This is a genomic window from Corynebacterium aquilae DSM 44791 (genome assembly GCF_001941445.1).
GTDB lineage: Bacteria > Actinomycetota > Actinomycetes > Mycobacteriales > Mycobacteriaceae > Corynebacterium > Corynebacterium aquilae.
The window spans coordinates 679,390-692,502 of the sequence record NZ_CP009245.1; the positions used below are offsets into that span (position 1 = coordinate 679,390).

The 13,113-nt window shown below is 59.1% G+C and carries 12 protein-coding genes and 1 tRNA gene; 9 read left to right on the top strand and 4 right to left on the bottom strand.

Features of this window, described 5'->3' with window-relative positions:
- Nucleotides 1-184: 184 nt before the first annotated feature.
- The gene (locus CAQU_RS02945) at nucleotides 185-730 is read left to right on the top strand and encodes a M48 family metallopeptidase (RefSeq protein WP_075725084.1); all 546 of its coding nucleotides are present in this window, start codon (nucleotides 185-187) and stop codon (nucleotides 728-730) included.
- Between the two features lie 106 nt (nucleotides 731-836).
- On the opposite strand, the gene CAQU_RS02950 is transcribed toward CAQU_RS02945, so the two are convergent.
- Nucleotides 837-2,276 (bottom strand): zinc-dependent metalloprotease, encoded by a 1,440-nt coding sequence (locus tag CAQU_RS02950; protein ID WP_075725086.1) that lies wholly within the window; start codon nucleotides 2,274-2,276, stop codon nucleotides 837-839.
- Nucleotides 2,277-2,445: 169 nt separating this feature from the next.
- On the opposite strand from CAQU_RS02950, the gene CAQU_RS02955 reads away from it, so the two are divergent.
- Complete coding sequence (locus CAQU_RS02955; RefSeq protein WP_075725088.1) at nucleotides 2,446-3,495, top strand: YlbL family protein; 1,050 nt, start codon at nucleotides 2,446-2,448, stop codon at nucleotides 3,493-3,495.
- A 70-nt stretch (nucleotides 3,496-3,565) separates the two neighbouring features.
- On the opposite strand, the gene CAQU_RS02960 is transcribed toward CAQU_RS02955, so the two are convergent.
- Together CAQU_RS02960 and CAQU_RS02965 are read right to left on the bottom strand one after the other, a co-directional pair.
- The gene (locus CAQU_RS02960; RefSeq protein ID WP_157108874.1) at nucleotides 3,566-4,279 is read right to left on the bottom strand and encodes a hypothetical protein; all 714 of its coding nucleotides are present in this window, start codon (nucleotides 4,277-4,279) and stop codon (nucleotides 3,566-3,568) included.
- 24 nt (nucleotides 4,280-4,303) lie between these two features.
- The gene (locus tag CAQU_RS02965; RefSeq protein ID WP_075725092.1) at nucleotides 4,304-4,819 is read right to left on the bottom strand and encodes a PPA1309 family protein; all 516 of its coding nucleotides are present in this window, start codon (nucleotides 4,817-4,819) and stop codon (nucleotides 4,304-4,306) included.
- 384 nt (nucleotides 4,820-5,203) lie between these two features.
- Here CAQU_RS02965 and CAQU_RS02970 point away from each other — a divergent pair, with 384 nt between their 5' ends.
- Together CAQU_RS02970 and CAQU_RS02975 are read left to right on the top strand one after the other, a co-directional pair.
- Complete coding sequence (locus CAQU_RS02970; protein WP_084562741.1) at nucleotides 5,204-8,215, top strand: UPF0182 family protein; 3,012 nt, start codon at nucleotides 5,204-5,206, stop codon at nucleotides 8,213-8,215.
- Between the two features lie 208 nt (nucleotides 8,216-8,423).
- Nucleotides 8,424-8,500 (top strand) — tRNA-Met (locus CAQU_RS02975).
- On the opposite strand, the gene CAQU_RS13270 is transcribed toward CAQU_RS02975, so the two are convergent.
- A complete protein-coding gene (locus CAQU_RS13270) occupies nucleotides 8,457-8,795 on the bottom strand; it encodes a helix-turn-helix domain-containing protein (RefSeq protein WP_075728330.1) in 339 nt (112 codons plus the stop codon). The two genes, CAQU_RS02975 and CAQU_RS13270, sit on opposite strands and share 44 nt — an antisense overlap.
- A 422-nt stretch (nucleotides 8,796-9,217) precedes the next feature.
- Between CAQU_RS13270 and CAQU_RS02985 the strand changes: the two genes are divergently transcribed.
- From CAQU_RS02985 to CAQU_RS03005, 5 genes are all read left to right on the top strand, one after another.
- Nucleotides 9,218-9,538 carry a hypothetical protein gene (locus tag CAQU_RS02985; protein ID WP_075725095.1) on the top strand — a complete coding sequence of 107 codons (321 nt, stop codon included), beginning with the start codon at nucleotides 9,218-9,220 and terminating at the stop codon, nucleotides 9,536-9,538.
- A complete protein-coding gene (locus tag CAQU_RS02990) occupies nucleotides 9,535-10,638 on the top strand; it encodes a helix-turn-helix domain-containing protein (RefSeq protein WP_075725097.1) in 1,104 nt (367 codons plus the stop codon). The genes CAQU_RS02985 and CAQU_RS02990 overlap by 4 nt, the downstream gene beginning before the upstream one ends.
- Nucleotides 10,635-10,964 (top strand): WhiB family transcriptional regulator, encoded by a 330-nt coding sequence (locus tag CAQU_RS02995; RefSeq protein WP_075725099.1) that lies wholly within the window; start codon nucleotides 10,635-10,637, stop codon nucleotides 10,962-10,964. The genes CAQU_RS02990 and CAQU_RS02995 overlap by 4 nt, the downstream gene beginning before the upstream one ends.
- Before the next feature lie 217 nt (nucleotides 10,965-11,181).
- Nucleotides 11,182-12,210 carry a hypothetical protein gene (locus tag CAQU_RS03000; protein WP_075725101.1) on the top strand — a complete coding sequence of 343 codons (1,029 nt, stop codon included), beginning with the start codon at nucleotides 11,182-11,184 and terminating at the stop codon, nucleotides 12,208-12,210.
- 51 nt (nucleotides 12,211-12,261) lie between these two features.
- Nucleotides 12,262-13,074: a DUF8176 domain-containing protein gene (locus CAQU_RS03005; RefSeq protein ID WP_075725103.1), complete on the top strand. Its 813-nt coding sequence runs from the start codon at nucleotides 12,262-12,264 to the stop codon at nucleotides 13,072-13,074.
- The last annotated feature ends 39 nt before the right edge of the window (nucleotides 13,075-13,113 follow it).

Here is a 13,113-nt window from a genome sequence, read left to right on the forward strand (position 1 = left end):
ACAACAACGTAAAAAAGACAACAAAACAACTAACAATGCGCCGCACAACACCGGCGATACACCCCCTCAGACGCACCCCGTGCCACCGGTGGTTCCACCACCCCCACCACCAACTACACTAAGCAACCACCCACCAACCCCCACCAACCCCCACCAACCCCAGCATTCACCACACCACACACCCATGACACGCCCACACGTCACCATCATCCGCTCCCCACGGCGACGCAAAACCGTATCCGCCCGACACGTCGGCGACACCATCGAAGTGCGCCTACCCGCAGGGCTTAGCGCCAGCGAAGAACAACGCCACATCGACAGCCTGGTGAAAAAACTCACCAACCGCACCACCAGCGGGGCCCGCGCCTCCGACGCTGACCTGGAACGCCGCGCCCACACCCTCAACGCGCAATACCTCGAATCCAAAGCCCGCTGCACCTCCATCAGGTGGGTCGGCAACCAAAAAACCCGCTGGGGTTCCTGCACCACCTCAACTGGGGCAATCCGCATCAGCGACCGGCTGAAAAAAGCCCCCGACTACGTCATCGACGCCGTCATCGTCCACGAACTCGTCCACACCTTCCACCCCGGCGGCCACGACGCCGAGTTCTACGCCTGGGCAGACCGGGTACCACACGCCGAACGCGCCAAAGGCTACCTGCAGGCCTACGCCCAATTCCTCAACCACGGCGGCCCCGCCGGCAACCTCGAAACCTTCACCACCGACTAAACCCGCCCACAAAAAAGCCCACCGGCACACAAACCGGTGGGCACCCACCATCACCGCGACAAAGCACCGGCAACAGTGGGAAAACTCAAAAACCCTTCAGCTAGGACTAATCGCCCTCATCAGTGGGGTTCTCGCGGGACTCCGGGTCCACATCGGACTCGCCCAGCTTCTTTTCCAACTCCTCGATCTCCGCAATCGGATCAAAATCAGCATCAATCGAATCATCCAACAAACGATCGATGAAACGAGCAGGGTGCTCAATATCCTCATGCGACGGCGCCAAATCCGGGTGCTCCCAGCACGCATCACGGCGAGCCGCACCCACCGCATTCGTCGTACGCTCCCACAACGTGATCGCACCATCAATCGGCGGGGTACCAATAGCGCAACCCGTAATCGCCTCCAACGCAGTCGCCGCAGTACCACCCGAATTCCGGCGATGCTTAAACGCCGCCCGCAGCTTATCCGCATTCGGCAAACGATCAGTGACAGCCTCAGTGACCACCACATCCACCCAGCCCTCAATCAACGCGATCAGCGCCTCCAAACGCGGCACCGCATTCTCATTCGCGCTAACCAGGCGGGGCGCAATCTCCTGCGGATCAATCGACTGCATCTTCTGCATGATCTCCGCAATGTTTTCCATATTCGCGCCATCAAAATTATCGCGCATGTACTGCTCAGCGTGGCTGGTATCCACATACGCGCCCGCAGCCCACTCCTCCACGGACGACACAATCGACTCCGCCAACCACGGCACATTCTTAAACAACCGCTGGCGCGCAGCCTCCCGGGCACACACATACACCAACGCCTCCTGGTCAGGGATATCCAAAGAGGAAATCTCATCCCGGAACGTACGCGTCATAATCGCCAAGGTATTCGCCGGAGCCGCCGGCAAACCCAAATCCGTGCCCGACACAATCGACTGCGACAGCTGCACCACAGCCTCCGCCACCCGCTGCGTCTCCATCACCGCATTCTGGCGGCGCATAAACTGCTGCATCGCCCCCATCAACTCGCCAGGAGCACCCTGCGCATCCCCACCCAAACCCAACACCGGGGTCTCACTAACCGCAGCCCGGGCAGGCTCGGCAACACGCAACCAAAACGGCAAACTATTGAGCGCATAATCGCCAGCCGACCACGCCGTACCCTTCGCACCACTGGTCGCCAACTCCGTCGTGGCATCCAACCACAACTCCGCCAAACGGCTCGCTTCCTCCACCGCCGCAGCATCCTTCGACGCCGGCTTCGCAATCTGGGAACCCATCCGCGTAATCCGCGACTGCACAGCCTTACGCACAGCCTCCGGATCAATAAAAGAATCCGGCTCCTCGCCCGACTGCGGCGGGCCAAACAAATTCGAAAAACCGCTCAACATATCGCCCAGCGGATTCGCGCCCCCACCCTGGGAACCCGAACCGAACCCGGGACCGAAAAAGAAGCTAAAAGGATCGCCAGGCTGGCCGCCACGATTGTTGTCATCATCGCGATCATCGTCATCGCGGTTACCAAAAGAAAAACCAAATCCACCGTTACTCATACGGCAAGGCTACCGGTCGGCACTGCCAAGACGCTAGCAACATCCTGGCAAAAAGCAACGCTGTCAGCGAACAACCAGCACCCCGCCAGCCCACCAGCCACTAGCACCCACCAACTCCCCACCAGCACCCAACTAACAACCACAGCCACGTTTTGTAAGGTAGGTGATTGTGAATCGTCGCTTAGCCACCCTCGTCTGGGGTCTCATCCCAGTTGTTGTCGCCACCACGCTCATCAACAACACCCACATCCCGGGAACGGACTACCAGCTCACCGTGCCCCTCGCCGCCGAAGGCCCAGGGCCCGTGTTCAACACCCTCGGCGACGTCTCCGGCGAAAAAGTCGTCGCCATCGACGGCGCCCCCACCGACGCGACCACCGGAACCATGTACATGACCACCGTGGCCGTGCGCCACAACATGCCACTATCCCAAGCACTTAGCCGCTGGATCGGCACCAACGACACCATCGTCCCGCTCGACGCAGTCATCCCCCAAAACAAAACAGAAGAAGAAGTCAACGAAGCCAACAAAGTAGCCTTCGCATCTTCCGAAAACTCCGCCACCATCGCCGCACTGAACTACCTCGGTAAAAAACTCACCATCGAAGTCTCCGACACCGTGCCCGACGCACCCGCCGCCGACAAACTCACCCCCGGCGACACCATCACCCACGTCGACGGCGAAAAAGTCACCACCCCCAGCCAAGTACAAAAACTCGTCCGCAACAAAAAACCCGGCGACACCATCGACATCGGCTACACCCACCAGGGACAACCCCACAACGCCCTGTTCACCCTCGCCGCCAACCCCCACGACGACAGCGTCCCCCAACTCGGCGTGCTCATGAAAGCCGTCTCCGACGACGGCATCGACGTCAAATACAACCTTCAAGACATCGGAGGCCCCTCCGCCGGACTCGTCTTCACCCTCACCGTCATCGACAAACTCACCCCCGAAGACCTCCTCGACGGCCACACCATCGCCGGCACCGGAACCATCGCCGGCGACGGCGACGTCGGACCCATCGGCGGCATCCGCCACAAAATCGACGCCGCCACCGCCGCCGGCGCCGAAGCCTTCCTCGTCCCCGCCGCAAACTGCGACGAAGCACGCCGCGCCGACACCAACATCCCCCTCATCAAAGTCAACAAACTCGACGACGCCGTCGACTCCGTCAAAGCATTCGTCGCAGGAAAACCCGTCACCACCTGCCAATAAACAAACCAGAAAGCCTCACATCACCACCAAAAACCAAGGCGATGTGAGGCCTTTTTCATGGGCAAAACCCCTAATCCGCGAGATGCAAATCCCGAATAACCTCTCCCGGATCCTGCTTATCCGACGTGATCATATGCTGCATCACCACACCCTTATCGTTATCCACCACCGTCACAATCGCCGTCGTCCCCAACGTCGACCACCCCACCACCATGCTCCCCGAATCCTTCACCACACGAGAACTACGCAACTCCGTCAACAACTGAGTCATCGACGCAGCCTTCGCATCCGAGGCAAAAAACTGAAACTGCCCCACAGACGGACCCGAACACGCAGCAGAATTCGGCACCCCATTCGGCGAACACACCTCAAAACGCTCAAACAACGACCGCGGCGCTAAAGAACCAAACCTCTCAAACACATCCTCAACCGAAGAATTCGCAAAAGAACCAGCCGCCTGCTCAGACAAATCACCACCCGGACTCGGCTCAGACGTCGCCGCAGCAGACACCCGCACATCCTCAGCCAACAAACCACTCGTAGCCGCCGAAGAAACCGAAGACGACACCGGCTTCGAAGAAACCACCACCGACGATGCCGGAGAAACCACCTCCGACGAAGCGTCAACCACCGACGAAGAAGCAGCCGCCGCCGCCGACGTCACCGGCACAGTCGAAGACACCGCCACCGACGCATCAGCAGATCGGTCCTCACCCCCATCCGCAGAACAGCCCGCCACGCCGGCAGCAACACACAACACAGCACCCGCCAGCCGAACAGGCATCCAACGCGACCTCATCGCAAACACCTACTCGCCATCCCGATCACGCAACGAATACAACAACGCCTCAATCACCGGCCGACCAATCCCATCGCCACCCCGCAACTCAATATTGTCCTGACCAAACGGGCCCAACTCCTCCAACTCCTCATCAGTCGGACGAGGCTGCACCAACGTCAACTCCTCACCACTAGCCAACACCCCAGAGAACAACCGCGCCGGGCGCACATCATCCTCATCATCCGGAGAAGCAAACATAATCTCCTGGGCCAACACACACCCCAACACCTGCTCCGGCCACACAATGCGCTGAATATAATCACCCAACTCCTGCGTACCAGGCTGCAACTGCTCAGGAAGCTGCTGCACCACCGCCGCCAACGGAGCATCATCCAACTGCTCCTCATCCAAAACCTCCTCCACCAAACTCGTCGGCACCAAAGCACACAACGTGGGAGGACAATCCCAACCCTCAGCATGAACGAACTCAACCACATCCATCACCGCACGGTTCAAAGCCTGGGACAGGGGAGCAGAAGCCATAAGAAAACAACAACCTTCACAACAAAAAGAGGCGAAAAGAAAAACCGCAAACACGGCACCCACCCCCACACGCAACCACAAAAGGAGCAAGCAGAAAGCAGGTCGGCAAACAAGCTGCACCCAAGTCTAATGCGCGCCGGGGTGAATCTTTCGGCACGTAGCGAAAAGCACCCGTATTCTGGTGTGCATATGGGTTTCGCACTTGGAGTGCTCGTGAGCTTTTATGAGCGCCACTGTGCGTCACCCAAAACTACAAGCCCCGACGCTGTCCGCGCGCACTGCCGCTGACGGCAGGCTTGTGCGAGAAAACCACCCCTGTGACCCCCAGAAGCTGCGGGTCGCACGGATGGTGGCAACGCTGTAACAACCCTCAAGGAGATTTTGGTGGCTGCAAGCCTCAAAAGGCCCCGCTCGGCCAAAAAGCCCACCAGTTGGGTGGCGTGGATCATTGTCATTTTTTCGATCTTGGCAACCATCTTGCCGATCATTATTGGCATGTCCACCGACTGGCTGTGGTTTAAAGAAGTTGACTACACCCGCGTTTTCAGCACGGTGCTGCTAGCCCGTCTGAGCCTATTCCTCGGAGTCGGACTATTTTCCGCCTTAGTGGTGTGGGTAGCGATCATCACGGTCTACAACACCAGGCCCATGGACTTACCGGAGCTCGATCCGGAACATCCGGTGGCTATGAGCCGGCAAGTGGTGGACAACTTCCGCAAGACACTATTCGTGGTTCTGCCCCTAGTGATGGGGCTGGTCCTTGGCACGGTGGCCCAAACCAACTGGTCGACCGTGTTGCTGTTTTTCAACCGCACCTCTTTCGGAAAGTCTGACCCGCAATTCGGCTACGACTACGGCTTCTATGCGTTCACCTTGCCCCTGCTGCAACTCATCGTTGGCATCCTGTCGATGCTGCTCATCGTGGCTTTCCTGCTGGGACTGATCGGTCACTACCTGACGGGTGGAATCCGCATCGGTAATCGCCTTGCGGGCGTTTCTGGATTCGTGTCCAAAGCTGCTCGCACCCAGCTGGCGATTACTGCGGGCCTTTGGGTTCTGGTCAAGGTTGCAGGTTATTGGCTTGACCGCTTTGCTTTGCTGACCAATAACCATGCGTCCTTCATGGGTGGCTCCTACCGCGACATCAACGCAACCTTGCCCGCAAAGACCATCATGATGGTTATTGGTGTGCTGGTGGCGCTCGCGTTTTTCACCGCTGTGGTCTTCAAGGATCTGCGCATCCCTGCCTTGGGCACGGTCCTCATGCTGATTGCTTCGATCCTGATCGGCCAGGCATGGCCACTTGCCGTCGAGCAATTCAGCGTCGCCCCGAACCGTCAGGCGAAGGAAGCGGAATATATTGGCCGCAATATTGAGGCCACCCGCTATGCCTTCGGATTGACCGATGCGAACGTCACCTATGAAAAGAACTGGGGCGCTGACGGCGCGAGTGACGAGGCTGTCGCAAGCGACGCCGCTACCTTGAGCAACATCCGACTGCTGGACCCGAAGATTCTGTCCAAGACTTTTACCCAGCAGCAGCAGTTGAAGAACTTCTATGGTTTCCCCGAAACCTTGAACATGGACCGCTACACCGTTGATGGTGAACTCCGCGACTATGTGGTCGCCGCGCGCGAACTCAACCCGAAGGATCTGTCCGGTAACCAGACTGACTGGATCAACCGCCACACGGTTTACACCCACGGCAACGGCTACGTTGCCGCTCAGGCCAACAAGGTTGATGAGGTGGCCAAGGACGTGGGTTCCACCCGTGGTGGTTACCCCGTCTACACCGTCGCTGATTTGCAGACCCTGCAGCGTCAGAAGGACAACCCCGAGGCTGAAAAGATCGGCATCGAGGTGACCGAGCCGCGTGTCTACTTCGGTCCGGTGATTGCCGGTGACAATCCCAACCTGGATTACGCCGTGGTCGGTAATAACGGTGGCGAGCCGGTGGAGTATGACACCGATACCTCCACCTACACCTACCAAGGTCGTGGCGGTGTGCCGATCGGCAACCCTGTGTCCCGGGCCTTGTTTGCTGCGCGCTACCAAGAAATGAACCTTTTGCTGTCCGACCGGATTGGTTCGGAATCGAAGATCATTTTCCAGCGCGATCCCCGCACCCGTGTGAAGAAGGTTGCCCCCTGGTTGACTGCTGATTCGGCGACCTACCCGGCCGTGATCGACGGGCGCATCAAATGGATTGTGGATGGCTACACCACTCTCGATAACTTGCCGTACTCACAGCGAACCAGCCTGACGGACGCTACGGCCGATTCGCGTGGCGCTGGCATGAACTCTGCACTGCTGGTGAGCCAGCAAGTTGGCTACATTCGTAACTCTGTGAAAGCGGTTGTCGACGCCTACGATGGCACCGTTGATCTGTATGAGTTCGATGACAAGGATCCGGTTCTTAAAGCGTGGGAAGGTGTCTTCCCCGGTTCGGTGAAGCCGAAGTCGGAAATTTCTGAGGAGCTGCGCAAGCACCTGCGGTACCCGGAAGACATGTTCAAGGTGCAGCGTGAACTTATCGCCAAGTACCACGTCGATGATCCGCGAACCTTCTTCACCGGTGATGCATTCTGGTCTGTCCCGAAGGACCCGACCAGCCAGGATGAGCGTCGTGAAACTAATCAGCCGCCGTACTACGTTGTCGCCGCTGATCCGAAAACTAAGCAGCCCAGCTTCCAGCTCATTTCTCCCTTCCGTGGACTGGAGCGCGAGTACCTCGCAGCGCACATGACGGTGAACTCCGACCCGGATAACTACGGTCACATCACCGTGCGCGTGCTTCCGACCAACACTCAGACCCAGGGTCCGAAGCAGGCGCAGGACATCATGATGTCTTCCGACAACATCGCCCGTGACCAGACGCTGTGGAAGAACACCAACACTTTGCGTTACGGCAACCTATTGACCTTGCCGGTCGGCGGAGGCGAGATTCTTTATGTCGAGCCGATGTACACGGAGCGCAAGGGCCAGGCGTCTGCCTTCCCGAAGCTGCTGCGTGTTCTCGTGAGCTACAAGGGTCGCGTTGGTTACGCATCTACGAGTGCTGAGGCGCTGAGCCAGGTAGGTATCGATCCGCGTGAGGCTAACGACCTTGAGGAAGCCATCGCTTCGGGCGCGACCCAGCTAGGGGATAAGCGCGAGGTCGATGAGAATAAGGACGATGCCTCAAAGAAGGAGGGCGGAGAAACCAGCCTCCCCGCCGGCCAGTTGCCCTCTGGTGATGGGGTTGAGCGTATTAATCGTGCTATTGATGCGTTGCGCGACGCTAAGGGTAAGTCCTTCGAGGAGTACGGCCGTGCGATCGACCAGCTCGACGCTGCGGTGCAGGATTACCAGCGTTCGCAGGGGCAGCAGCCGGCAGCAGACCTGCCTAAGCCCTAAGCCTTAGCGAAAGCTATTGCTCACAAGCCCTTTCCCACCGGTTGATGAGTGGGAAAGGGCTTTTGTTCTTTGGTGCTGTGCTTTGGCTCGCGCGGAAAGCCTGTGCGCTGGCGATTTGTGTTCTGTGGTTGGGGATGTGTATATTTCTAACTCGTTGCCCGCCGCGTTAAACGGTTGGGGAAAACAAAGTGAATAACGTGTCACTCGACGCGGGGTGGAGCAGCTCGGTAGCTCGCTGGGCTCATAACCCAGAGGTCGTAGGTTCGAATCCTGCCCCCGCTACCACGTTCGGATTACCCCCTCTCGTTTGAGAGGGGGTTTTCTTGTTTTCAGCATCGGGGAGCTGAACACGTCGGGGGAGAAGGGTCTCCACGGGGACGTTGAAGAAGTCTGCGATGGCGTAGAGATCCTCGATTGTCCATGCAGCATTACCGAGGAGCTTCTTACTCATGCCCGCTCCAGTGATGCCCAGCGCTTCACCAAGCTGCTTGCGGGTAACGCGATTCCTGAACATTAGGTCATTGATTGAGACCCCTACTGCAGCGTTCAGGCCTAGTCCTGTTGGTTGTGCGATCGTCATGAAAGAAACGATACAGACCGAAAGAGCCGAAATCAACTAACAGTTGCAGACGGTGCCGAAAGCATGTAATTCTTACAGCTATGAGTTCAACTGAGAGTTTCGACCGAAGCGAAGAGCTTTGGATGAGTCCAGAAGAAGCGGCACAGCTGATTCCAGGACATCCCACAGCAGTCACCGTTCGTACATGGGCGCGAGCAGGGAAGATTCCGGGTGCGTTCCAGTCCCCTGGTGGCCGTTGGCTGCTCCCCGCGTGGGGCATTCAGAAGCTAACGGAGGGGTCAGGGCGTGGCTAAAGGCATGAAAAAACCCGCCCCTGCGGGAACAGGGACGGGCAAAAAGCGCTTACAGAGCACTCCAATGATGCTCACCAGGGTAGGCGCAACGACAGATCTTTGCAACATCACTACTCCAGGGAGCCTGCCATGAGTGAGAAGACCTACAACCTCGTCAGAGATCATGCGGAACTGTACGTCGAGCACAAGCTCCCCCTCACAGTGCTGGCGGTAGCTGCTGACGACACCGGAGCTGCAACCATGAGCCTTGCCGAATTGTCGCGAAAGTCCAGGTACTCACCCCTGGAGGTCTCTGGCGCGCTCGAAACGCTGAATGCGTTGGGCGTAATCCAATCCGTGACCATCCACGAGGATGTGGTGTCCTGCCAAATCGACATCAACGGACTTGCTGCTGGCGCATACGCTAAGCCGCTGCCGTTCGTCTTCGACGATGGCGAGGTCGAGTCATGAGTATCAAGGTGAACTTCCTCGTTAACGAGTACGTGCAAGAGCCTGCACCCCCTGCTCGGTTCGTGCTGTCCCAGTTGGCAGATCGTGCTGATGATGAAGGCTTCGCGTTTCCAGGTCTTCAAGACCTCATGCACCGTACCGGCTACTCGCGTTCCACCGTTCTCCGCCACCTGAAGTCGCTTGAGGATCTCGGAATTATTAGGGTCACCAAGCGCCGTTATGAGGTCTCTCCAGGGCAGTGGCGACAGGCCACAAACCTGTACCAAATCGATGTCGAAGGCATCGAAGCGTGCAAATACGGCCAACCGCGCAAGAGGCAAAAGTCCTGGTCAAAGCCAGGGTGTCAGAGTGACACCCGGAAGATTCTTGTGGAAGAAAGCCGCAGGTCAGACCCAGGGTGTCAGAGTGACACCCGGAGCGATTTCCGGGTGTCATCTGAGCAGGTTTCCGGGTGTCAGAGTGACACTCGTAGAACCTGTCATAAAGAACTATCACCTGTACCTGTACCTGACCCCCTACCCCCAATCGATGAGCCGGACACGGACTCGGCGCAGGGGCAGGAGCCAGGGGCAGGCGGGGCTGTCGCCCCGGCAGGGGCCTCTCGCTCCACCGCCTCCGGCAAGGCTTCGCCTGCCATCCGTAGCGCTTTGCGCACCACGGCAACCGAGGACGAGTGGGACCGGGTGTTTGCCTGCTTGCCCTCCCGCATGGCCGAGCAGCTGCCGATTGTGAAAATCCCGCAGATCGCCAGCTACCTGGCTGAGCGCATTGACGCTGGCTGGCAGCCAGGGCGTATCCGCGCCATCCTCGACGGTCGCGCACTGCCCGACGAGGTCGGGAACATGACCGGGCTGGTCATCGCACGTCTTCGCGACGATGTGCCAGTCGACGGGGCACCTCCAAGCCGGGACGAACTGCGCAAGCGCCGTCTGGCTAAGCGCGATGCGGAATTGTCCAAGTTCAACCAACACAACGAGCCGGTGAAAGCACCTGGCGAGTTGAGTGAGCAAGAGCGCGAAGAAGCTGCTCGCCGTCGCCGCGAAATGCTGGCAGAAGTGGGCATCAAGCTGGGCGGAAATAAGGCTGGTGGTGGCAAATGACCGCAGCACGCATCGCTCAAGAAGTTGCAGGTGCGCCGATTCTCAACCGGCTGCCGCTTGCCCCGATCCCGCCGATGCGTGGCGCGTTGTGCGCTGACCCGGAAATCCCCAGTGAGCTGTGGGACTGGCAAGGCCCAGACGAGCCAAGGGCACTAGCGGAAGAGCGCTACGAGCTTGCTCGCGAGGTGTGCGCCATGTGCCCGATTGCCGCCCGCTGTTTGCAGATTGCCGAAGGTGATCCGATGGCCTCGGGCATCTGGGGCGGGAAGCTGTTTAGGCCTCCGCACCGGAGGAAAAACGAACACCGGGACACCCACAAAAAGTGAGTGCCCCGGCCTTGCAAGGCGGCGGACAAAGCCAACCCGACCGCCAATCCTAGCCATCCACACAACGCTTGCAACACCTTGAGGTTTCTACCTGGGTGTGAAGGGTCTTGCGAGGATCTGGCAACCGACAACAATCCACACGTAGCCCGCAACTGTTCGCGCACAACGTACCGCCGAGCAGTTGTGGGAGAAGTCAAGAAGTCGAAAGGGCTTGAATATGAAAAATCTCTCCGCACTCGCACTAGCGACGCTGTCCAGCGTTGCTGTTGCTGCAGTGGTCTCTCCTCAAGCGGGGGCAGCCGAACGGGTTGTTCGTGGCCCCCAGTGGGAAGACGAGGACGTCATCGTGACCGTCACGGATCACACTTCACCTGCTGTCGATTCTGTGGAACACATCGAGGTCGTTATCCTGCCGCAGGAAAACCCAGAGCGTGCCACGTCTGCACGCGTGGTGCGTGGCCCGCAGTGGGAAAGCACCCCTGAGGCAGGCACTGCTGCCACCACCCCGACCGGTGGTGCACAGTCGGTGCCGGAGACCACCACAACCACGCCAGCACCTGCTCCGGCAGCTGCGGCTCCGGCTGAACGGCAGCCCGTGTCCAACATCCATGCTGCCGCTGTGTCCCCTCGCCTGGTCAACGCTGTGGCAACACAGCCTGCACCTGCAGCAACCACGACCACCACCGCTGCTGTTGAGGAGTCTGTGGCTGCTCCGCAGGAATCGGCTGTTCAGGTCAACCAGCCTCAGCCACAGGCACCCACGACGCAATCGCGGACGACCGAATCCGACAGCTTTGTTGAGATCAAGGCCGAGCGTGAAGCAGCTAACCCGGTTGCCCCGGCTGCGCCTGCTGCTCCGGTAGCGCAGGCAGAGATCCCTGAGCTGCAAGCTCCTGTCGAAGGTGGCAAGCGCGCAACTGTGACGATCACCTACCCCGGTGGCGTTGCTGCAGCCAATGCCACCGATAACAACCACGGACGAGTGGAAGTAGTCACCACCCACACCCGTGGCGGAGCGACCACCACGGACACCTGGGTTTCCCAGGCCACTCATACCACCTGGAATGTGCAGCGTAACGGCCACGAGGTCGTCAATCTGACCGTTCCTGCTGGCTACGAGCAGATTGCTGAAGACCTCGGCGCGAAGGCCGAGGCGGCTGGGATGAATCCGTTTGTCCAGCCCTACGGTCGTCACGCTCTGCGCGTTGGAGGCGTGGACATCGCTGGAGAGCTGAAACAGGCCTAGAGCCTGGGTTTAAGCCCCAAGCACTTTTTCGACAACGAACAGGCGGACAACATGGCAACTAACTGGTTCGACTGGGCAGATGCCCAACAACAAGCAGCAAGCGACAGTCTTAGCGAGCTGATTGAGCCTGCAGAAGCTCCTGAGGCCACCGAACAGGCCGACCACGCACTACCTGCTGCTGCAAAGCCTCTCCGTGGCCTGCGCTTGCCGCACCGAGTGAAGAAGGCAACCGATCAACCGGTGGTTGCTGCTGAGCCGGTCGAAGCTGCGGCTATTGAGGAATCCGAGCCTTCGGCACCTCGTCGCTCGCGCAAACTGACCTCCGTCATGGGGGTGACAGCGGCGCTGGCTTTGGCAGCCATGAGTGGTGCAGCGGTGATGAAAATGACCGAAGGCGACACATCCAGCAAGCTGCTTGTCTCTAGCAGTATCGCGGTGCCATCGACCACTGTGCCCAAGGCAGGCCCACAGCCTGGGGTGGAAGCCATCGACGACGATGCAAAAGTCGCCGTGGCTGGCTCCCACTGTGTACCCGGTGCTGGGGAGACCAAGGTGACAGAAACAGACACCACCCTGCGCGGTGCGCTGGCTGCGTTTGAGAGGGCCTACTTCGACCGCGATGCAGCTGCCGTGAAAGCGGCCTTCGATGCGTCCACACCGCTTGCTAGCCGTGATTGGCAGCAGGTGCTGGACAAAACAGTGGTCGATGGCACCCAGTGGTGTCTGCGGATGCAGCCAGTTGATGGTGACCACGTCGATGCGTCGGTGACGGTGACTGACCCATCTGGGCAGGCATCGACCTACGAGCAGACGGTGACGGCGACCGAAGTCGATGGCAAGTACAAGCTCAAGGACTTCTCCTAGCGGTTGCGTGGCCAACCCGAGATGAAAAGACAACCAAAA